At 27.9% G+C, this 22,409-nt stretch carries 27 protein-coding genes and 1 other RNA gene; 4 read left to right on the forward strand and 24 right to left on the reverse strand.

All coding sequences use genetic code 11. From position 1 onward, the window contains the following. Positions 1-420 precede the first annotated feature (420 nt). The 14 genes from K0039_RS23885 to K0039_RS12110 form a co-directional block, all read right to left on the reverse strand. Positions 421-510 (reverse strand): polymorphic toxin type 8 domain-containing protein, encoded by a 90-nt coding sequence (locus K0039_RS23885; RefSeq protein ID WP_369123852.1) that lies wholly within the window; start codon positions 508-510, stop codon positions 421-423. A 636-nt stretch (positions 511-1,146) separates the two neighbouring features. Continuing rightward, the gene (locus K0039_RS12050; protein WP_228105322.1) at positions 1,147-2,064 is read right to left on the reverse strand and encodes an Abi family protein; all 918 of its coding nucleotides are present in this window, start codon (positions 2,062-2,064) and stop codon (positions 1,147-1,149) included. A 798-nt stretch (positions 2,065-2,862) separates the two neighbouring features. Then, a complete protein-coding gene (locus K0039_RS12055; protein WP_228105323.1) occupies positions 2,863-3,381 on the reverse strand; it encodes a hypothetical protein in 519 nt (172 codons plus the stop codon). 279 nt (positions 3,382-3,660) lie between these two features. After that, a complete protein-coding gene (locus K0039_RS12060; protein ID WP_228105324.1) occupies positions 3,661-4,038 on the reverse strand; it encodes a DUF1492 domain-containing protein in 378 nt (125 codons plus the stop codon). Position 4,039: 1 nt separating this feature from the next. Next, positions 4,040-4,750, reverse strand: a complete 711-nt coding sequence (locus K0039_RS12065) for a sigma-70 family RNA polymerase sigma factor (protein WP_228105325.1) — start codon at positions 4,748-4,750, stop codon at positions 4,040-4,042. A 94-nt stretch (positions 4,751-4,844) separates the two neighbouring features. After that, positions 4,845-5,468, reverse strand: a complete 624-nt coding sequence (locus K0039_RS12070) for a hypothetical protein (protein ID WP_228105326.1) — start codon at positions 5,466-5,468, stop codon at positions 4,845-4,847. Positions 5,469-5,580: 112 nt separating this feature from the next. After that, positions 5,581-5,802, reverse strand: a complete 222-nt coding sequence (locus tag K0039_RS12075) for a hypothetical protein (protein ID WP_228105327.1) — start codon at positions 5,800-5,802, stop codon at positions 5,581-5,583. A gap of 22 nt (positions 5,803-5,824) precedes the next feature. Beyond that, positions 5,825-6,091, reverse strand: a complete 267-nt coding sequence (locus K0039_RS12080) for a hypothetical protein (protein WP_228105328.1) — start codon at positions 6,089-6,091, stop codon at positions 5,825-5,827. A gap of 8 nt (positions 6,092-6,099) precedes the next feature. Then, entirely contained in the window at positions 6,100-6,318 is a 219-nt protein-coding gene (locus K0039_RS12085) for a hypothetical protein (protein ID WP_228105329.1), read from the reverse strand. 71 nt (positions 6,319-6,389) lie between these two features. Then, positions 6,390-6,602: a hypothetical protein gene (locus K0039_RS12090; protein ID WP_228105330.1), complete on the reverse strand. Its 213-nt coding sequence runs from the start codon at positions 6,600-6,602 to the stop codon at positions 6,390-6,392. Positions 6,603-6,615: 13 nt separating this feature from the next. After that, positions 6,616-7,965, reverse strand: coding sequence for a DnaB-like helicase N-terminal domain-containing protein (locus tag K0039_RS12095; RefSeq protein WP_228105331.1), 1,350 nt, complete (start codon positions 7,963-7,965; stop codon positions 6,616-6,618). 17 nt (positions 7,966-7,982) lie between these two features. Beyond that, positions 7,983-8,624, reverse strand: coding sequence for an LvrA C-terminal domain-related protein (locus K0039_RS12100; protein ID WP_228105332.1), 642 nt, complete (start codon positions 8,622-8,624; stop codon positions 7,983-7,985). Positions 8,625-8,738: 114 nt separating this feature from the next. Beyond that, positions 8,739-8,930: a helix-turn-helix domain-containing protein gene (locus tag K0039_RS12105; protein WP_228105333.1), complete on the reverse strand. Its 192-nt coding sequence runs from the start codon at positions 8,928-8,930 to the stop codon at positions 8,739-8,741. Positions 8,931-9,053: 123 nt separating this feature from the next. Next, positions 9,054-9,248, reverse strand: a complete 195-nt coding sequence (locus K0039_RS12110; protein WP_228105334.1) for a helix-turn-helix domain-containing protein — start codon at positions 9,246-9,248, stop codon at positions 9,054-9,056. A gap of 138 nt (positions 9,249-9,386) precedes the next feature. Between K0039_RS12110 and K0039_RS12115 the strand changes: the two genes are divergently transcribed. Both K0039_RS12115 and K0039_RS12120 read left to right on the forward strand, forming a co-directional pair. Then, positions 9,387-9,980, forward strand: coding sequence for a helix-turn-helix transcriptional regulator (locus K0039_RS12115; protein ID WP_228105335.1), 594 nt, complete (start codon positions 9,387-9,389; stop codon positions 9,978-9,980). Between the two features lie 8 nt (positions 9,981-9,988). Beyond that, entirely contained in the window at positions 9,989-11,164 is a 1,176-nt protein-coding gene (locus K0039_RS12120; RefSeq protein ID WP_228105336.1) for a tyrosine-type recombinase/integrase, read from the forward strand. 423 nt (positions 11,165-11,587) lie between these two features. Here K0039_RS12120 and K0039_RS12125 read toward each other — a convergent pair whose 3' ends face one another. After that, positions 11,588-12,223, reverse strand: coding sequence for a CatA-like O-acetyltransferase (locus tag K0039_RS12125; RefSeq protein WP_228105337.1), 636 nt, complete (start codon positions 12,221-12,223; stop codon positions 11,588-11,590). Positions 12,224-12,252: 29 nt separating this feature from the next. After that, on the reverse strand, positions 12,253-12,831 hold the full coding sequence (locus K0039_RS12130; protein WP_228105338.1) for a pentapeptide repeat-containing protein: 579 nt from the start codon (positions 12,829-12,831) through the stop codon (positions 12,253-12,255). A 114-nt stretch (positions 12,832-12,945) separates the two neighbouring features. Here K0039_RS12130 and K0039_RS12135 point away from each other — a divergent pair, with 114 nt between their 5' ends. Continuing rightward, positions 12,946-13,761 carry a MerR family transcriptional regulator gene (locus K0039_RS12135; RefSeq protein ID WP_228105339.1) on the forward strand — a complete coding sequence of 272 codons (816 nt, stop codon included), beginning with the start codon at positions 12,946-12,948 and terminating at the stop codon, positions 13,759-13,761. A gap of 340 nt (positions 13,762-14,101) precedes the next feature. On the opposite strand, the gene ssrA is transcribed toward K0039_RS12135, so the two are convergent. The 4 genes from ssrA to K0039_RS12155 all read right to left on the reverse strand — a co-directional run bounded on the left by ssrA (position 14,102) and on the right by K0039_RS12155 (position 16,828). Continuing rightward, positions 14,102-14,451: a transfer-messenger RNA gene (gene ssrA, locus K0039_RS12140) on the reverse strand. Between the two features lie 232 nt (positions 14,452-14,683). Beyond that, positions 14,684-15,145, reverse strand: coding sequence for an SsrA-binding protein SmpB (gene smpB / locus K0039_RS12145; RefSeq protein ID WP_074919497.1), 462 nt, complete (start codon positions 15,143-15,145; stop codon positions 14,684-14,686). Positions 15,146-15,233: 88 nt separating this feature from the next. Then, positions 15,234-15,887 (reverse strand): DUF998 domain-containing protein, encoded by a 654-nt coding sequence (locus tag K0039_RS12150; RefSeq protein WP_228105340.1) that lies wholly within the window; start codon positions 15,885-15,887, stop codon positions 15,234-15,236. A 44-nt stretch (positions 15,888-15,931) separates the two neighbouring features. Further along, positions 15,932-16,828: a potassium channel family protein gene (locus tag K0039_RS12155; protein ID WP_228105341.1), complete on the reverse strand. Its 897-nt coding sequence runs from the start codon at positions 16,826-16,828 to the stop codon at positions 15,932-15,934. A gap of 166 nt (positions 16,829-16,994) precedes the next feature. Here K0039_RS12155 and ytaF point away from each other — a divergent pair, with 166 nt between their 5' ends. Continuing rightward, positions 16,995-17,645, forward strand: a complete 651-nt coding sequence (gene ytaF / locus K0039_RS12160) for a sporulation membrane protein YtaF (protein WP_228105342.1) — start codon at positions 16,995-16,997, stop codon at positions 17,643-17,645. A 69-nt stretch (positions 17,646-17,714) separates the two neighbouring features. On the opposite strand, the gene K0039_RS12165 is transcribed toward ytaF, so the two are convergent. The 4 genes from K0039_RS12165 to K0039_RS12180 form a co-directional block, all read right to left on the reverse strand. After that, positions 17,715-18,518 carry a sensor histidine kinase gene (locus tag K0039_RS12165; RefSeq protein ID WP_331476749.1) on the reverse strand — a complete coding sequence of 268 codons (804 nt, stop codon included), beginning with the start codon at positions 18,516-18,518 and terminating at the stop codon, positions 17,715-17,717. 206 nt (positions 18,519-18,724) lie between these two features. Then, entirely contained in the window at positions 18,725-19,396 is a 672-nt protein-coding gene (locus K0039_RS12170; protein ID WP_228105344.1) for a response regulator transcription factor, read from the reverse strand. Positions 19,397-19,531: 135 nt separating this feature from the next. After that, positions 19,532-21,553 (reverse strand): FtsX-like permease family protein, encoded by a 2,022-nt coding sequence (locus tag K0039_RS12175; protein ID WP_228105345.1) that lies wholly within the window; start codon positions 21,551-21,553, stop codon positions 19,532-19,534. Then, positions 21,543-22,310 (reverse strand): ABC transporter ATP-binding protein, encoded by a 768-nt coding sequence (locus K0039_RS12180; RefSeq protein ID WP_228105346.1) that lies wholly within the window; start codon positions 22,308-22,310, stop codon positions 21,543-21,545. The genes K0039_RS12175 and K0039_RS12180 overlap by 11 nt, the downstream gene beginning before the upstream one ends. Positions 22,311-22,409: the final 99 nt, after the last annotated feature.

A 22,409-nucleotide genomic window follows, 5' to 3' on the forward strand; every position in this document is an offset into this window, starting at 1 on the left:
TCTTCCTCTAAATCCTTTATAAGTTTTTCAGTATTAACATTTAAATACTTCTCTCCATCTCAAAATAATGCAATAGAGGTTTCTGTTTCTATGATTTTAGGAATCCACAAGTCAATAAAATCATATATGACTATAGACTTTGATTTATATTGATGTCTACTTTTTTTATATTTTCTTGAATAAATTCTTCTTTGGGCCATAAAGGAATTATTATCATATTACCCTCTTTAATTGTAAGCCATTGTTCAAAATACAAACCCCAAATTTCCTCATAATCTACAACTTTTTATAAAGTATTCATATTGCTTATCTTCACTTGAATTTAATACTCCTTTTATTTCATTATCTCTTATTACCATTGACATCAAATTTATATTGTCGCTTATGATCACTTATAGTATTTAAATCACTATATTCGTATCAATAGCCTTTTCTTGCCTCATATCCTCTTTTATGAACCATTTGATTCCCTTTTGGTACTCTTATATTTTTTCTTTTCTTTCGTTTTATTTACTTTATCGATTTCTGTAAGTATATTTTTATTTTTAATTGCTACACATATTTTCGTAATGTTAAGAAAATACATTTCCTTATTTATTTTCATAATTACCTCCAATACTTAGAGCCTTTTGCATATGTTATAATTATATATTACTTTATAGTCATATAGTATTTGTTAGGGTTTATTAGGGCGTTAAAAACTTTACACCTTGTATAATAGTGAGGTTTTAACCTTAGCATTACTTAGCTTTTCGTCAATATAGTTTTTAAATGTTGAGTTTTATTGGGTTTCAAGTGTATCTTAGCTCCATAGGTTATGTGTTCTAATAACACAATTTTCTTTTTTATAGACCCTCAAAACTGGTAATAATAAAATTAATTTAGATATCCCCAAACTATGTATTCAAAAATTTAGTCAATAAAAAAGCCCGTAAGGTATTAATTTTACGGGCTTTTTTATCTTCTATAAGATAAAAAATTATGTATACCCTATAGTTACCAGCCTAGTATATTCATGTCAGCTAAGTCTATTAACAATAAGTCCTTTTAGAAAAAGTATTTTCAATGTTTGTAAATATTTATTTGCTCAAATTAAAAAGGGATAATATCTAAAAAGTAAATAGATATTATCCCTGTGTATTAAGTTTACTTAGAAAGTATATTGACCCAATCTTCTGGAAATCCAAGTAAATCCAAATCAATAATCTTGTTATATTCTTGAATTAAATTTTGTAAATCTATGAAAAACTTATTCCATATATCCTTGTCTGCTGTTAAGTGTTTCATAGCTAAAATATAGGCAAATACTTTATTATTTTTTATGTTTTGACCTTCTTTATCACTACTCTTTATTTTTATCATACTAAAATTAGTATTATATAATCTACCAAAGTGAGCACAGCGATTCCTAAGCATAGCTAAACCAGGCAACCATACTTTGATTAGTTTAGGGTTTACCGGGCATAATTCCTTTTTTATAAAAGTTTTCTCATTTGGCATTAAAATTGAATACAAGTCTGCAAGAGCTCCAAAGGTAACTATTTCTACCGCTACCCAAATAGGAAGTTTCCCTTGATATTTGATAGTATGATGCCTTATAAACTCTTTGTTAGAGTTTTTATTCTTTTGTGTATTCAAATGTTCTATAAATTTTTTATGCTTCACTGAATCTATAAAATTATTAGAATCCTTACAACCCATAGTACCATGATTAATCCCTAGTGAGTATGCAATGTAAGTTCTAAATGATATTTCTATATTTTCGATTAAATCCATTAAAAGAATTCTTAATTTTTTATCAAACATATAGATTGAATATATATTATTAAAAAATATATTTTCTTTATATGTATCATCAATATTTTTAAAATTAAGCCAATAAGCACTAAATCTATAATAGTTTACGTTTCCTAATATAAATTTTGCAATATCTCTGTCTTCTACAATCATATCCCTTTTTTCTAACAAATCTATTTGTTCATCAAAAGTTTTAGCTTCTTTTATCTCAATTGGTTCCCCCCATGCAATTTCCTCCAAGTAACTTATAAAAAAACCACTAAGCAAAGCTTAGTGGATAATTAGCATACCCATCTATTTGAGCCAATAGCATAAGCTTGATGGGTCAGTTCAAAAAAGAATTTATCTCGTACATTTGAGCTTGAAAACAGAGGCTTTACGAGTTCTATACTTATTAGTATATAAAATTGTTATTAAAATGTACATAATTTGACATAATTTGACATACTATAAATATAATGATTACATTAAAAAAAGGACCCTATAGTAGACTAGCAATCTTATTAGTTTTTAATAAAAAAGTAGAAGCTCTGCTCCTACCCTTCTAGTTCGTAATAGATTAAAATAGTAAATCAAATTTGTTCTATAAATTTACTATCTTAATATGTGCTTTACTATTTTAATTAATATATATAATAACAAAGCTATAGTAACAATAACTTGTAATAATAGTTCCCAGTTTATAGCTACTACTGGATTCATCATAACTCCCCCTTTTTATTCTAACTCTATCACTATATTCATTTCTTTTTAAAGCAATGTATACCACAGGTATGTCTAATTTTAAGAGTTCTTAGCTTTATCCCTTAAATCTATTATTTAAAACTCCTTAATATTTAACTTTATAATACTATACAATTGCGACCTTTCTTATACCTTTCTTATATTATAACACCAACTCAATTCTTGTAATGATTTTTGTCAATTTTTACTTTTTTTGAACATATTAGTATTACTTTAACACACAAGTTTCCCAAAGATTTTAAAGTATTATAAAATATTAAAAAGCCATTTAAAATAGCTTCTACACTAAAATAAATGACTTTCATATATATTTCTTACAAACTAATTTTCAATATAAATAGTAGTTACATAATGTGTTCTTATATCCTTTTCTCGTTCTTTTTTATATGTAGTCTTAAACATTATGTAATGTCCCTTACTCTCTTTAAAATATAATTTATAGAATTTTTCATCATCTTTAAACTCTCTTGCAATGTATCCAGCTTCTTTATCTTTACAAGGTATTTCTTTTACATTATCTTTATTTAGTTCCTTAGAAACATAATCTTCTACAAAGCTTTCAATTGACTCTTTTTCACTAAAGCAGTAGGCTTCTATCGTATCTTTACTATCTTGATCAAGTAGTTTAAATAAAGGTATTGCTGTGAATGAATTTAAATTTATCTCATTTTGTTTAATATCTTCAAACTCATATGTAAGTTTTTCTAATACAGTAAATCCAAAATAATCATTTTTATAAACGCCTTCATCAACATATCCTTGTAAATTATTTGATTTACATCCACTTAAAAGAATCATGATTAATAAAATATAAATATTTATGTATTTTTTAGCTTTCATATTATTATCCTTTTCACTAATTTGTTTGAGATGCTATTCTTAATGATATATGGGCCCTTGTACTTCATCTTTTAGAATAAACACCATGTTTATGAGTAAACTCAATTTGTTGGCATATATTTTTACCTGCTTATTTACTATATCTTTCCCCCTTACACATATTTAAGAATATATTATATGATTTCCAATTTTGTTTCTATAATTTCCCACATTGTTAAGGATTTGTAATAATATTATCTTAAATTTAATTTTTCTTCTTCAACTTGGATAGCTTCTACACTAAAATAAATGGTTCTCATACATATCCCTTATAAACTTAGGATATATTATCTCACTAACTTTAAATATTAGCTTCTCTTTCATATCATAATATGTACTTTTAGATATATTCATTTTGCACATTATATTCATTGGCCTTTCTTTATTTATATACCAACTATCAAATAGACAGTATTCTTCATCGCTCATATTATTAATAGCTATATCTATTTTTTTAATAATTATCTCATGCTTATTTTTAATATATTTTAATTTACTTACATAATCCGTATTTGTTTCCTCTTCTAATTCCAAATTAATAAGCTTTATTACATGCAACATATAATTATATTCTTTTAATATTTGCTCGGTCATTTTGTAATATTTATCCTTATTCATATTATCCCCTATAGTAACTCATAAACTCTCTATCTCTTTGTATTTGCTCTTCTTCTAATCTCTTAATAAATTCTAACCTAGAATTATAATAACCATTACCAGCTTCTATGTTAGATGGATTAATATATATATCTTCGCTTTTCTTCTTTTGGTTTATATATCTTTCATATTCATTTCTTATTCTAAATGATTTTCTTATTAACTCATGCTTTGATTGTCTTATCACGCTATTAATTGTACTTTCTTTTTTATTATACTTAGCAGCTATATCTTTTATTTGAAGCTCATTTACATATCTATCAATAAAAATGTTAGCTTTTGTTAGCGTCAATATGTTTCTAAACTCTTGTATGTATTCTTGTAGTGTCATATCTTCTATTACTTCATATTCTACATTTACACTACTATTTGGTATAATCTCATACATACTATTTTCTTCATCTATCTCATGATCTAAAGATGTAAATGTATATTGCTTCATAATCCGTTTTAAATTATCAAACTCTCTTCTTATACTCCAGCTAATACAATTATAAACATACGTACTAAATTTAATTTCCTTATCCTCCTGGTAAGTATCAAAGGCTCTAATCATTCCTATGCTACCTATCTGCATAATATCTTCTATATCAATTCCATAGGGATTATTTTTAAATCTATTAGCTATTTTAATAAGCATTGGACTATATTGTAAGTACTCTTTATCTGTCATTAATACCCCCTACACATTTCAATGTTATAAAAATATAAGTAGCTACTGAATATGTAATTATAGTAACTACTTAATACAATGTTTAATTTGCCATCTATTTTAATATCTTTTCCTTCAAGTTATTTATACTTGCCATTTTTTCTGTACTGCCACCCCTATCTGGATGGTGCTTAAATGATAATAACTTAAAAGCTTCTTTTAGTAGTTTCTTTTCACTATCATTCACTTCAAGTTTTTTGTCACTATTCCTATTAAAAAATTTATCCTCTACTTTTATTCCATCCAATAATCCTCGGTCATATCCTTCCTGGTACTTTTCCATAATCTCCTTATAGTGTAATGAGCTATATTTATTTTTAAAGTTTTCATACTCAAGAAGCTTATTTTCTTCTTCTTTTTTAATATCATCTATCACTTTCAACATCATGGCTTTATATGTAGGGTAATACTCTTTTTTAACTTTGATTAATTTTTCCACTACATCATCAAACTCTAAGTTTACATCTTTATTTCTTATATATTGAGCTGTTATACTCCTCATTAAAATAACTGGTATATCATATATTAAGCCATTTATTTCTTCGTTATCTTCATAAAGTGAGTGCCATGCATATGTATCTATTTTTATATCATTTGACACTACTTTCCCATTTACCCTCTTTCTATCACAAGCATAAATACTATATCCCCATTTACCTTTTCTTATTTTGCAAAACATTTGAAATACTCCTTTATAGTGTTGTGATTTTCTTTTTTATTATTTTATTTGCCACTATATTTAGTAATTAAAGTAGTTACTAGAAGCTTAATTCCAGTAACTACTTTTCTAGTTAATTTATTAAGTTCTTTAAGTCATTATAATTATCAAAAACAAATGTAAATATATTTTTAACTATTCCAGAACCTCCATCTCTGTCTATATGCTCTAAAACATATTCCTTCAATTCCTTTTGCTCCTCTAAATCAAATTCATAACCAAGTGACTCCAAAGTTTTATATACCTTTACTGTAGCTTCACCAACTGTCATATTCCTAGATTCTAGTATTTTCATTATTAGATTCCCCCTATAGTTGTTAATCTCCATATGTAAAAACTATTACACAATTACTTTTATAAAGTACTGTTGCCATTGGTCCAGAGTCAAATTTCAATTCTTTTACTGAAATCTCAATTACTTTGTCATTTAATTTTACTTCTACAATATCTTCATCATTTATTAATATATCTTCTAGATCGTGTACTGTTCTTTTATAATCATCTGATATTTTAACTCTAGAATTTACTATTACCTTTACATTCTCATGCCTTTTTATTAAGGCTATAACTTTTCTTACTGTCATTTTTGCACCTATAACTCAACACCATCCAAAATACTATAATTACTTACAATAGATTCTATTTCTGATAGTTCCTTTATAATTTGCTCTAGTGCCATGTATTCTTTTGTTTTATATATGTCCCTTTTTTCTTCTTTAGATAGTCCATTAAAATACTTTTCTGCATTATCTAATCTTTCTAGTAAATATTGATAATAAGCCTTCGTAACCTCTATTACATCATTTTTCATAAGTCTTTTGTCTCCGTGTGCTGTATTTTGATTTGTAAAGAATTATAGTCTCTTATTACCTCCCTAGAATATTATTTCAATTTATCCATCTTATAGATTAAATGTATCTGGTTTGTTTGTAGTGCTTCAATATCCCTTTTAAATTTAGTTGGTGCTACTCCAGCATCCCTTATCATTTCAGTACAAGCATTTACAGAAATAAGCATTATCTCCCTTAAATCCTTTCCGTATAATCCCAGCTCTTTAATTTTGTCAATTACTTCTTTTGGGTATTCCTCATACATCTATATCACCCCTTTAAAATGGCAATTCGTTACAAGCTACTTGAGTAAACTTTTTGTTTAGATCATAACCATAATCCACGGTCAACTCTTCTTGATTTGTATAAAATCTTTTTCTATATTCATTAAAGTATATATTGAAGGCTCTATTGGTTATACCTCCCCATCTATTTTTTAATACTATAATCTTTGTTTCTTCATCTCCATCATTCTTATTTCTCTCTATCCGTAAAACTGTATCAGCTGAACCAACTATTTCACTTGCTCCAGATATATCATACATATTTGGCTTTTCTCCCTTAGCTGGTTTTTTAGGATGTGCAACTAATAATATTACTAACTTGTACTTTTTAGCCAATTGCTTTAATGATAAACATAGTTGCTTCTGTTGTTGATACTGTTTATCACTTTCCCCTATATCAAAAGTCATTAGGTTATCCAAAACAAAGAATTTAACATCTTGGTTTATAGATAGGTATTCAATAACACTTAATATATTTTCTTTATTTGCCTTTGAATTACTTCCATATATTTTAAACTTACCTTTTAGCCATTTGCTTATTAAATTCCAGCTATAATCAGTTATATCTATGTATTTCTTTCCCTTTTTACTTGTTTTTTCTTCTATGTGATAGTCATTTGCTACTGTTCTATTAAACCAAAACATTAAATCTTCCTCTGGTAGCTCACCACTATATAAAAAAGCTTTATTTCCTTCCAATATAACTCCGGCTAGTATTTGATTTATTATTGTACTCTTACCACTTCCAGGTACTCCAGTTAATATATTTAATGATGTTCCTCTAAATCCACCACCTAGCATATTATCCAAAGGACTAAAACCAGTTGGTATATAGAAATTATTATTCTTACCTCTTTTTATATCTGAAGCTTCTATATATAATTGTTCAATACTCTTATTGTTGCTAAATATACTTTTAATCGATTCTATGTCAGTTTTGACGGTTTCTATTTTATCATTGTATAATTTGTCGTTTAATATATTCAAAAGGCCTATAGCTACCCTTCTGTTGTTTTTATCTATAAGCAAATCTAAATAATAACCTATATTAGAATAGTTAGGAACTATAGTCTGCAAACTTGTAATATATTCAACCCCTCCTACCTCTTCCAATTCATCATTGCCTTTGAGTTCCTCTATCAATATAATTAAATCAATAGGTTTACCTTGTATATGAATACTTAACATATTTTTAAATATCTTTTGATGTACTTCTTTGTAAAAGGTATCTACATCAATTCTCTTAGAAGCTATACTTATAAGGCTTGGATTTAACAGTATAGCTCCTAACACTGTTTGCTCTGCCTCCACGTTGTGTGGAGGTATCTTTTTGTTACTTTCCATTTTGATACCTCCTATTTTTAAATAATCTCATAACCATATTGATCTAGTTTAGGTTTTTCTTTTACTGAATCATGTGATGTTTCTTTGAAATTTTCATCTAAATAATCCACATATCCACCATTAAAGAATGTACTTCCATGCTGTATGTACTGTTTATTTTTACCTTCTACTTCTTTCGAATATCTTTCTACACTTCTTTTTAATTCTTCTAATAAATATTCTTCTAGAAGTTTTGGTAATTTCTTATAAGCATCTTTTTTTCCTTTTTTATTAGGATAAAGTTTCCATAATTCATCACATTGTGATGTATATATATTATTCTTTACATTCTTATCATTCTTGTTCGTGGTTGGTGCTTGGTTGATGCTTGGTTGTTTTTTAGGTTGCTTACTTGGTTGATTCGCACTGTCTATTTGATACAATTCCCAGTTTTTAATGGTTATAAGTGTGTACCCCTTGGTTGATTCGCTTGTTGATTCTTTGGTTAAAAAATTATGTTTTTGAAAATCAACCAAGGCACTTCTTACCATTTGTTCTGATATACCTTTTCCACATTCCTTTGCTAACTTACTCCTTGATGTCACAAATTGACCAGGTAAGAGTGTTATCTTTTCCCTTGTAGAATCTAGTATAATTGTCTTTTCTTTGTGATTAGCCATTAACAATATTGTTATAAGTATCACTTTTCTTTCCGGCTTACATGATTGCCATAATGGACTATCTTTTATTTTTCTATGGAGCTTTATGTAACCTTGATGCAAAGTATCACCTTCTTAAAACGTTTTACCTATAGCTGTATTTTCTATCCATTCATCAACCTTACTAGTAATGACAAGAATTTTTTTACCAACTTTAAACATAGGGAAATCTTTAGACCTTGTTAACTCATAGGCTTTTACATACCCGATTCCTAAATATTCCGATAGCTCCTTCACCGTCATTGTTTTTTTATTGTATTCACTCATAATATTCATCTCCTTATCTGTTAATTAGATTTAAAAATTCAAGAATAGTCATATTTGGAAAAATGCTACTTAATAGCTTCAACTGTTCCCCAGTCATTTTTATACTCATGCTATTTCCCCCTTCTATTCTTCTTCACTGAAAAATAATTCTGCTACGGGCACACCTAAAGCTTTTGAAAGTTTCTTTAATATTGACACGCTCACATTATCAACGTTGCCTTTTTCAATTTTTACTATGGTATTCAATCCAACATTTGACCTTTCTGCTAATTCTGATTGGTTCCATTTCCTTTTAATCCTTTCAATTTTCAAGTTCATTCCATCACCTCTTCCCACGTTTGTATGATTTAATTATAGTCATACATTTGTGTGAAATCAATAGTTATTTTTATATTTCCACAAAAAAGTTTTACATTTGTAGGAATTAGGTTATAATTTATTGTAAGAGGTGATTATATGAACATAGGGGAAAGCATAAAAAAATATAGGAAAGAAAAAGGTTTAACTCAAACTGAACTAGCCATAAAGTCAAATTTATCTAAAAACGCCATTTATAATTATGAAAACAATAAAAGAACTCCAAACATAGATATGTTAAACAAAATAGCCATTGCTTTAAATGTATCACTAGAAAGGCTTTTGGGAGGCGAAGGCGACTCTATTCATGTATGTGAGAATATGGATGATTTAAAGGAATATATAGATAATGAATTAAATTTAATCGAAACGGATAGACAATACAAAGAATACGAGGTCACTCCAGAATATGAACAAGAAATGAAACGATTGGAAGCTGAATATAATAACAAGAACTGGATTAAACACAAAAATACAGTTAGCCCTTTTGAACATATTTTAATTGCATTACAAATTGAATTATCTTTGCTAGATGATAATGGAGTCACAAAAATTAAATTATTTGACCATAAAGACGGATATACAAAGATATTTAATACTTTAGAAGAAGCTGAATTATTCTTTAATGAAATAACTCATGGAATACAAAGCTCTGTTGATAGACTTAAATATTATGATAAAAATAATAAGTAGGTGATGATATGGCCAAAAGAAGAAGTAACGGCGAAGGCTCTATTGTTAAGAATATGAGAAATGGAATACAAATAGGCTGGAGGGCTTCTATCACCATAGGAACTGACGACAAAGGAAAACTAGTACGTAAACAATTTACTGGTAAAACTCAACAAGATGTTAAAAATAAACTTCAAGAGTATAAAAAACAAATGCTTATGGGTGTGCTAAATGAGGATAAATTAACTGTTTCAGATTGGTTCTATTCATGGTTATTTGACTATAGGAAACAAGATTTAAAGCCTAAAAGCTTTCAAAGGTATCATGGAATTTATAAAAACTATATAGAAAATACTGACTTTGGAAATATAAAGCTTAATGATCTAAGAACAACACACCTACAAAGGCACTATAAAAAGTTATTAGATAATGGGATTACTCCTACAACAATTAGGCAAATTAATACTAATTTAAAAACTTGTTTAAATGAAGCTGAAAGGCAAGGATATATACAAAAGAACTGGTGTAAACTTGTTACTCTGCCTAAGAAGGAAGATAATAAAGAGGTTAAAGTATTTACTAAAGAAGAACAAGAAAAGTTCCTGGAAGCTATTAAAGGACATGAGCTTGAATTATTATACATAGTTGCTCTTGGAACTGGTTTAAGGATTGGCGAAATATTAGGTTTAAAATGGTCTGATATAGATTTTAAAAATAATGAGCTTCATGTTAATAGAAGTTTACAGAAAGCAGCTATATATGAAGATGATAAAATAGTAAGGTATGAAGTTCAAGAAACTACTCCTAAAACTAAAAATTCATTGAGAACTATACCAGTACCTCAAAATATAATTAAAAAGCTTCGAACTCATAAAAATGAACAAAATGAGCTTATACTATTATTACAAGAAGAATACAATAATAAAAATTATGTGTTTTGTAATAAATTAGGTAGACCAATAGAAGATAAACGACCAGGACGGAACTTAAAGACAATACTAACATCTATAGGCATTGAGCCTATTAAATTCCATGCATTAAGACATACTTATGCAACTAGATTATTTGAAGCTGGTATACCACCTAAAACAGTCCAGCATTTAATGGGTCATTCTGATATAGAAACTACTATGAATATTTACACCCATGTGATGAAAGAGCAGAAGCTTGAAGCTGTTGATAAAATAAACAGTATATTTGCATAAGAGCTATATAAAATATAGCTCTTTTTTATTTAATTAATATTGTCATTCTTCAATTATGTCCTTATAGACAAGATAAAAGAAATTACTAACATTAACCTTAGTAATTCAAATACATGTATGACTTTAATTTTAAAGTTAACTGTGGCAATTTATAAAAAATACATACATCTGTTTCTAAACTTATATATCACGTATTTTAAATCTAGAAATGCAATTATGCATTCCTCAGAAAAATATAAATTAAATGATGATAATTTTTAATAATTAAATTATTAATATTTTAGGAATAATAAACATATTGTTTTAAACACACTATTTTTTCTATATTTTTAATAATGCCCAAACTATATTAGCTTGTGATATGGTTCTCCGTATCGGTATAATTATTTAATAAAATAATATATATCTCATAAAATAGAAACACTATTTTTGATTTATTTCATCCTGTAAGTTTTTAAAAAATAGCGATACATGATAACCGTCTGCAATTGCATGTGAGATTTGTATTGTAATTGGCATCACTAGTTTTGAATTGATTTCTTCATATTTTCCAAAAGTAATCATCTTGGTAATCTTATTTTCCTGTGTTTTTGAATTAGAAGAAAAGTGTTCAAAATGCATCCAAGGTATGCAAGAAACATTGAATACATTTAGTGGTAAATCCTTTTGCGGAACAATTTCGTTTGAATCAGCATATTTTGTAGTTAAATCTTTATATTGCTTATCAAATTCAAGATAACCTTCCATCGGTTCTTCACACAATGTAAAAAATAGTTTAGTTTTTTCGCTAAAACTAGTGAATGTTGGAATAATTTTTTCCCATTCAATAACATTTCCATCAAGAATATCATATCTAAAATTTTGAATTGAGTTCATTGCTTTATAGATTTTAAATAGTGTGTACGCATGAAAACTAATTAATTCTTGCTTACATTTTTGCACAGCAGTTGTTACATCTATTTTTATCGTAAATTCAATAGTATTGCCTACACTCATAAAGTATTGAAAATAGTCTGACCTATCAAATTCTTTCATATCTATTATTTTGTATGATTTCATATCATATCCCTCCAAATTAAAATTTATAATTAATCTATCACTATATCTATTGAGTTTAACAAATTTGTTACCTCTGGAAATGAAAACTTTGCCTTCTTCAATTTGTTACTTTGAATATCAATAATATATCCATATGACCCTCTAAAATCTGCTCTTGCCATATTACATTTTGTAAATTGTGTGGATTCAAAACTTACATCTTTAAAATTTGAATCTATTAAATCACACTCTTCAAAAAGACTTTCTTTAAATTTTGAGCCAGAAAAGTTAAAACTATTTAACCTCATTGATATAAAGTTATTATATTTAAAGAAACATTCTCTAACCTTATTTATTGGTCCTGCGCTAAAAGAATCACCCATTAAAGTATTCCAGTTTATACCTATAAATTCCGATTCATGTAGTATTGCATTCTTCATAGTGGAAAATTTAAATATAACATTATTCATCCTACAATTATAAAATGTACATTCTTTAAATATACATTTATTAATTTCCACATCCACAAAATTGCAATCATAAAATTCACAATTAACATATTCTCTATTACTTATAATTTCACTTCTAAACCTCAAACCTTTAAATTTCTCATCTTCAAAATAATCCATAATAATTCTCCTAACTAATATAATAAGTAATTTTGTAAAAATTTTTCTTTAGTGATATTATAAACATTACAGTGACTTTAAGGTCAATAACTTGTTTAAAGTTTGGAGGTTATTATGAAAGATAAATATTATATGACAATAAAAGAATTTTCCAATCTCACTGGTATTAAGAGTCAAACCTTGAGATACTATGATCAAGTTGGATTGTTCTCTCCAGAACATCGTGGCGAAAATGGTTATCGTTATTATACTAGGAATCAGCTTACTACATCATATTTAATCATTTCTCTTAGAAAAATTGGCATTAGTATAGACGAAATTAAGAAATATATAGATATCCGTACTCCTGAGCAACTATTTTCTTTGTTTGGCGCACAAAGGGAACATATTTTGACGGAAATAAAAAAACTTACTCGGATTATTGAAATCATGCAATTATATGTTGATATTACAAAGGATGCTGTTAAATATAAAGAAAACAGTATAAATATTGAATATAAAAAAAAAGAGCCTATCTTTCTAAGCCCTATAGTTACTAATAATCCTACAAATGACCCTATAAATGATTCTATTATTTCATTTTATAATTTCGCTACTGAAAATGGAATTGATGTAATAGGTTATCCAAGTGGTGCTATTATTAATATAGAAAGCTTTGAATCTGATAGATCTTTATTAGTAAACCACTACTATTTTAAAATGAGAGATGAGCAAAGCTCATATAAGCCTGAAGGTAAATATGTAGTATTCTATGGTAGATGTGCTTATGGAGAATCCACTGATTTTTACGAAAAATTATTTGAATATATTAAAGAGAATAATTTACGTATTTGTAGTGATGCCTTTGAGGAATATCCTCTAAATGAATTTGCTACTAAAGATGAAAAACTCTACTGTGTAAAAATTGAAGTTATGGTAGAAGATATTTGATACCCTCGTAATTCCTCTACACAATAGATTCAAATAAAATACATTGGTAAGAAATATCATATTTATGATACAAAAAAATATTTTGTCTCATCGCTTAAATAGATATAACATATTTTAAAATAGTCCTAACCAAATAACTTAAATGGTTAGGACTAAAAACCTCATTTACTTATGATATGGTTCACTACTATTTATTCTAAACATTATAATCATTTATCTTATTTATTTAGCCTATTTTTCTGATTGTGTGCTAAATGTGTGCTAAAAGACAAAATAAAAGGAACTACCAAACGATAAAGTCTAGTAATTCCAATTGTTCTGCGTTTCCACGTTTATGTATTGGTGGAGATGAGGGGAGTCGAACCCCTGTCCGTAAGCTTTTTCCTCGTTGCGTCTACGTGTGTAGTCAGCTGTTTTAGTATCTCACCTCAGCTAGCGTCCAGTGACAAACTCTAGCTTTGGCCAATCCCAATTAATCCACTAATAGTCGAGACACCCTAATAGTAGTTCCCTGCATAAATGATGTCCAGGCCTAGCCGGCAGGAGGGCTCAGGCGGGACAAGCAGCATTAAGCTGCTAAAGCGTAATTATCGTTTGCGTTTGTTTTAAGTTCCCCAGTTTTTACGTGACCCAGAGTAACACGACACGCTGCCCCAAGTTCCGAACCCACGTCGAAACCTTTACACCCCCATAGGAGTTTAAAGTCATTGAGACTGCTCAATTTGCAAACTTTTCACCAATTCAATATTTAATTTTATATAAAGTGGTACACAAAATTGTGATGCCCTTATTTACAATTTCTACAAGGTAGTAACATTTTTGTTACCCCCTTTAGTAGCATCTGCTATTAACTAGCTGTGCTGTATATATAATATATATCTTTTTAAGATAAAAATCAACTAGAATTAATTTACTGATTTTCTTAGTATTTACCAGTCATCTCTCTTTCTATTCTTCTTTGTGCATCTTTCTTAGCAAGGTCTTGACGTTTGTCGTAAAGTTTTTTACCTTTTGCTAAACCTAGCTCAAGTTTTACCTTACCATTTTTCAGATACATTCTCAGAGGAACTAAAGAATAACCTTTTATAGTAGTAGCCCCTATTAGCTTTCTGATTTCATATTTATGAAGTAATAATTTTCTAACTCTAAGAGGGTCTGCTTTGTAAAAAGAGTTCCCTTGGTCGTATGGACTTATATGAACTTGTTTTAGGAAAACTTCAGAGTTGTCTACAGATGCGAAGCCTTCTTTTAAGTTAACTTTTCCTGCTCTAATTGATTTAACTTCTGTTCCCTTTAATTCTATTCCACATTCATAAGTGTCTTCTATGAAATATTCATGTCTAGCTTTTTTGTTTGTAGCTAATGTTTTTTCTCCTACTGCCATACTCTCACCTTCTTTATTATTATTTCATTTTAATAAGCACTAGTATATCATATGATGAAAAAAATCTCAATATTATTGCTAATTCTTTCTATTTATCACATTTTGTGTAATAAAAAGATAAGACAAAGATTAATATTTGCAATGAATAGATAACTAATCTTTCTGTTAGTCCTAGTATACTCAGTCCTATTTTTATGGAAATTGGGTTCATTATTCCACATAACGTTATTATTATTGCCATTATTAAAATAAAATTACCCAGTTCTTTTATTTTCTCTTGTGTAAGATAACCATAAGCTAAAGTAAATGCTGATGTTATGGTAGTTGCAACTACAGCAACAGTAACTGCCAAATGCATTATATTTTGGAAGTTCATTACTCTTTTGTCTCCCACAAGCGGAAAGGCTGCGTATCCAAACAAAGATATTACTTCCATACCCAAAAGAATCACATATCCTGTACGTGTTGCCAAGTGATATTTCCTATTTGACTTAACAATCATTCCAATGATAAATAAAATCATGCACACTCCATAAATAGTTGTGAAAATTCTAAGTAGATCTTGATTTGGAGCACCATCTGCAGTTAAGGAGCTAATATCCATGCTTATAGGGTTGTATTCTGGCCATAATATATTCCCCAAAATAGTATGAACCATATAAAATACGACACCAATCATACCCAACGGCACAATATATTTTTCTATTTTCTCCCTAATACTCAAACTTTTATTATCTTCCATGAAAAATCCCCCTTTTTCATAAATAACATTCACTTATATAAAATCTATTCTTCGTTTTTATAAGACATTACTGAAGATAAAAATATTGTAAGACATAATATACTTGTTATTGAAATAATTACTGCCATTAGTTTCGCTCCAGTTGAGACAGGGCTTATATCTCCATAACCTATTGTGGCAAAAGTAACTACTGTGTAATAAAATAAATCAAAATAACTTGGGTTGTTACTATAAGCTCCAACACTGCTGTTGCTAACAAAACATACAGCCAATCCCAAACTTAAAATCACCATAATCAAAATTATTCCTGAAATTGTGGTAATATTTCTATGGCGTTCATTCTCGTCCATATAATCCTCTTCTGTGTGATGCTCATAATATTTTAAAATTTTAGGACTTCTTATTATGTTTAGCAAAACTTTTAGTGTTAATAAATAACTTATTCCTACTCCTATCAATCCTATTTTATAGTTTTCGCCAAATTGCTCGGGAAATATTATTAAAATTGTCATATACATACTTATTATGAAATAGCTTATTAATAAATCTGTTTTTGTGTTTTTATCTTCAATTTTATATAGATATTTGTATACTCTTGAAATAGATAATAGCAAGTATCCTACAACAAAATACATAAATACAAAAGCCATGATTATAGATAAGCTTTTTAAAATAATGTTGTAGCTATTGCCCATATCTTCAGGTAGTAATCTAAAAACTCCTATTACTATGGCAAATACTAAAAATCCTTGTGGCAGCAGTATTATTATTGATTGTCCTATCTTAAACGATGAGGTTCTTTCTTTAAATAACTGTTTATATTGATTATTTATATCTTTAATTAGTTTCTTTCCACTTTGAAACTGTTTTTGACTTATTCTTTTATATGTTACAACTATTATTGCCAATAAAGTACTAAGTAAAAAAGCTATTCTGACCATTTCTTCCTCCATTAACCATCTGTGATACTAATTTTCATTTTTATTTTCTATCTTAGATTGTAACATAAGTTATCCTTTTACAATATATTGTTAATACAAAGTAAAAGTTTGCTTTGGTCGAGGATTACTATGTAATTTTTTAATATGTAAAAACAGGGGGTCATCTATGTTTCATGCACTAAATTCCTTATCCACACTAGATGCACTTTTACTTGTTTCTGCCCTTTCAATAGACGCATTTGTGGCTAGTTTTGCTTATGGAACAAGTAAAATAAAAATTCCCTTTAAATCAGCTATGACAATTAACTTAGTCTGCTCTACTATCTTAGCTATTGCTCTTTTTATGGGTAGTGTAATAAGTAAGTATATTCCTAGCGTTTTTACCACTAGTATCTGTGTTGCAGTGTTATTAATGTTAGGCATGGCTAAATTATTTGATAGTACTTTGAAAGCCATCCTAATTAAAAGTGGCACTCTAAGTCGCGATTTATCGTTTAAACTATTTGATTTTAATTTTTTTCTTAGAGTTTGCTTAGATGGCACAGAAGCAGATGTAGATCATTCTTATGAACTTTCTCCTAAGGAATCTTTCTCTTTGGCAGTGGCTCTTTCTCTTGATGGTCTGGCAGCTGGTTTTAGTACAGGGCTTATGGTAACAAATTATGTTGAAATTATATTATTTTCACTTGTAATAAATATGGTTGCTGTATTATTGGGCTGCGCAATAGGTAATAAAGTTGCACAGAAAAGTGAACTTAATCTTTCATGGTTAAGCGGAGTAACTCTTATTTTGCTAGCTTTTTTGAAATTAAAATAAAAATTAACTTTGCTTTATTTTAAAAGTTATAGATAAAAAAAGAGATGTATCCTAAAAGATACATCTTCTCTAACTTTCTGCTATGTTTTCTGTTCTTGGGAAAATTATGCTTACCTTTGTTCCTTCATTTATATCAGAGTCTATTTGTAAACCTAGCCCAAGCTTTACACATAGTTTTTTACATAAGTACAGACCTATACCTGTACTTTTTCCAAACTTCCTACCATTTTCTCCTGTAAATCCTTTTTCAAACACTCGATTTATATCTTGTTCAGAAATGCCTACACCATTGTCTTGCACTGTTAACACTACTGCATTTCCAATTTTTTTAGCTTTAATTGTTATTTTGTCTTCTTTTCCTTTGGAATACTTAATAGCATTTCCTACTATTTGATTTAATATAAATTCAACCCATTTTGTATCAGAATAAATAATTTCATCAATATCGTCTATCTGCAAGCTTATTCTTTTGCTTATAAAATCCCTTTGATTTTTCTTAATAACTTTTTTTACAACTTGATATAATTCTATTTTCTTTATAATATAGTCCTTGCCTACTTCATCACTTCTTGAGTAATATAGCACTTGCTCCACAAAGTTTTCTATTCTATCCATTTGTATATTAATTTTTCTTGTTATTTCATTATTATTGTTTTCTATTAATAGTTTTGAAGATGCTATTGGTGTTTTAATTTCATGAACCCACATTTCTATGTATTCTCTGTATTCTTTTTGAATGTTTTTGTAGTACTTAACATTCTCGTGCATATCTCTACTTAATACCTTTAAAATATCATTTATTTCTTCTCCTACCATAAAGTTTGCGTCATCTATAACTTCAGGCAATAAATACTTTCTATCTAAATTCTCCAAAATATTTTCCACATTATTAAAGTATTTTTTATATTTTATATACTCAATCAACATATAACTTAACAATGGGAAAAACCATATGCAAAATAAAAGAAAAATTATAACTGGAGCAGCCTTAGCAAAACGCATAAATGATGAAATTATTATAAAAAACATCAAGTTTATAGATAAAAAAAGACCTTTATCTTTTATGTAATCAATCATTTTCATGGCATTATGTACCCCAATCCTCTTCTTGTTTCTATTACATTTTCTATACCTATTTCTTCTAGTTTTTTACGAAGTCTTGTTATATTCACAGTTAAAGTACTATCATCCACAAAATAATCTGTACTCCATAAGTACTCCATTAGTAATTCTCTGGATACTATTTCTCCCTTGTGGTTTATTAAATATGAAAGTATTTTTACTTCATTTTTAGTTAGCTCAATTTCTTTATCATTGTAGGTAATAGTTGCATTTGATAAATTTAGTTGAAAATTTTCATAAGTTAAAATACTACTATTAGCTATAGTTGTTCCACTTCTTTTTAGTAGTGCTGCTATTCTTGCCAGTAGTATTTGTGTATTATAAGGCTTTGTAACAAAATCGTCTGCGCCCAAGTTCATACTCATAAGCTCGTCCATATCGCTGTCTCTACTTGTTACGATTATTATTGGTACATCTGATTCTCTTCTCACTTCTCTGCATATGTAATATCCATCGAAAACTGGTAGATTTATATCTAGTAAAACTAAGTTGGCATCTTCCTGTATAATAAATTCCACTACATTGTCAAAAGATGTGGGTGCTACTACTTCATATCCATATCTTCCTAAGAAATTTTTCAGTTCTTCTCTAATTATCTCTTCATCTTCAATAATTATTATTTTTTCCATAGGTTTTATCCCTCCTTGTTTTATATGCTTATTTTATACAAATATATAAATTACTTATTAATTAGTATCTGTATAATTATACCAAAAAATCTATTCGAAGTAGATTTTTTACTTCAAATAGATTTTTTTTAAGATTTATATGTTATTTTTTACTATATTTTTGTATCCACTATAAGTTATATAGAAGTAAATCACATATATAAACAAGAATATTCCTGCTGTAACGAGAGATGATCCTCCTATGTCTGGTTGATTAAACATTGATATAAAGTCATTCACAACTTTTATGCCTACAACTGAGTGAACTAAAGCCAATATAACAGGTATGCTAAAGTAAACTAGAGTTTGTGTAAATATTGTTTTATTTATACTTTTTCTACTTGCTCCCAATCTCTTTAATGCTACATATCTTTCTATACTATCACTTGCTTCACTTAATTGCTGAAGTGCAAGAATTGCCATACTACTTATTAGGAATACTATTCCTATATAAATTCCTATAAATAATATAGTAGTTGTAATCCCTTTATTTCCTTCATAAATTGAATCTCTTGTATTTCCCATTACAAATCCTACTTTATCATAGTCTGTATTTGAATCTTGATATTTATCAAGTGTTTTAATAAAATTCTGTTCACTTTTTGCCTTATTATTTTTATCAAAATTAATATTTACACTACTTGAAGATAAATTTTTCTCATTGCAAAGATTATCACTAACTACAAGTGTAAGCATATTATTTGGCATGAAATCTGTTTTTAAATTATGCTTTATTACTTCTTCATTTTTTATAGTGTATGTTTTACCGTCAATCTTAGCCGTACTATTATTCGTCATATATTCTTCTATTGATGGTAATAGTTTTGAGAAATTTGATGTTATTAATATTTCATCTTCCTTTAAATTTATTGGCTCTTCATTATTTAAGCCTCTAATTTTATTGTATTCTGAAATTTTTATATATGATATTTCGAAGTCCATTTCTTTAACATTATCACTTACCGATTTTTTAACATTATCATTTAATGGTATAATATCTGAAAATTTCTTCCCAGAATTATATTCATTGTAGTAAACTACTTTGTCATTTTCTCCAAATTTAACTCCCATATAATCAAGAGATTTTTTTATATCTCTCACTTTGTCACCTTTATTCACATACATATATGCACTTGCATCAAATGGAGTAGACTCTTCAACTCCTGCTTCTAAAGCATTTTTAAAACTAAATCCAGTTGATAATACACCTATTGTTAAAAATAACATTAGACAAATTACTGACATTGAAACAAAGTTTGTATTAACTTTACTGTTTATTTGTTTTACAACAAATATATTTAGACCTTTGAAATAAACCTTCTTGTTCTTTTTAACCACATATAAGATAAATCCTGTCAAAGAGAAGAAGAATAACACTGTTCCTACTACTCCAAGTCCTATAGACATAGAGAATCTAGAGTCTGTTATATTTAATCCCACATCTAAAACTAGTTTATACGCAACTCCTAAAGAAATAACACATAAAATAAATGCAATTAAATATACAAATGGATTTTTAAATTTTATTTCTTGTGTTTTTCTTCCCACTGTTAATAAATCAATTATTTTATATTTTGAAATTACAAAAGAGTTAAATATCATAACAAGTATAAACATTATTCCAAAGTACATAATTGTTTTGATTATGGCTTGAGTAGAAATTATAAAAGTATATCCAGACATTTTAAAGTCAAATAATTTTGCAACAAGTACTGATAATCCTTGTGATGCTATAAGACCTATAATCAATCCACTTATAAGTGAAAATATACCTACAATTACTGTTTCTAAAATTAAAATTCTAGAAATCTTATTTTTTGACATACCAAGAGTCATATAAATTCCCAGCTCTTTATTTCTCTTTTTAATTAAAAAGTTGTTAGCATAAAGAATTAAACTTCCTAAAATAAATGCTACAAATACTGATACATAAGATATTATGCTGGAAAGAGCCTCTACATATGTTGCACTTGAAGAATTCACTTCCATCATGGCTTTTTGTGATTCAATAGAGTTAAAACTATAGAATATACAAACTGCTAATGTTAAAGTTAAAAAGTATATGGTATAATCTTTAAAACTTTTTCTAACATTTTTAAATGCTATCTTAGAATACATTGTTGTCATCCCCTCCTATTAGAGTAATAACTTCCATTATTCTATTAAAGAACTCTTTTCTAGAATCTTTACCTCTTACTAATTCTGTGAAGATTTTTCCGTCCTTTATAAATAAAATTCTGTGAGCGTAACTTGCTGTAAAAGCATCATGAGTAACCATTAATATGGTTGCATTTAACTCTTGGTTAAGGCTCTCCATTCTTTCTAGTAATAATCTTGCAGATTTTGAATCAAGCGCTCCCGTTGGCTCATCGGCAAGTATTAATGATGGATCTGTAACTATGGCTCTTGCTGATGCTACCCTTTGTTTTTGTCCACCAGACATTTGGTAAGGGTATTTATTTAATACTGTTTCAATTTCTAGATATTTTGCTACTTCTTTTATTTTTCCATCTACTTCAGAAGCTTTTTCACCCTTTATTGTTAATGCTAATGCTATATTTTCATAAGCAGTTAATGTATCTAGTAAGTTAAAATCTTGGAATATGAATCCCAGCTCATTTTGTCTAAATTTATCTAAGTTTTTAGACTTTAATCTTGTAATATCTTTATCATTTATTATTATGCTTCCAGTTGTAACAGTATCTATTGTTGAAATACAGTTAAGAAGCGTTGTTTTTCCACTTCCACTAGGCCCCATTATACCAACAAATTCTCCCTCACCAACTTTAAAACTAATATTATCTATGGCTTTTGTAACATTATCTTTATTTCCATAGTATTTTTCTATTTTTTCAACACTTAATATATTTTTCATCCTTAATTAATCCTCCTCAATTTATCTTTCATGTCTTTTATTATATACACCTTTTAAATTTTTAAATATGTATGTATATTTCATTATCATTACGTTTTT

The organism is Terrisporobacter mayombei, from assembly GCF_020748465.1.
GTDB lineage: Bacteria > Bacillota > Clostridia > Peptostreptococcales > Peptostreptococcaceae > Terrisporobacter > Terrisporobacter mayombei.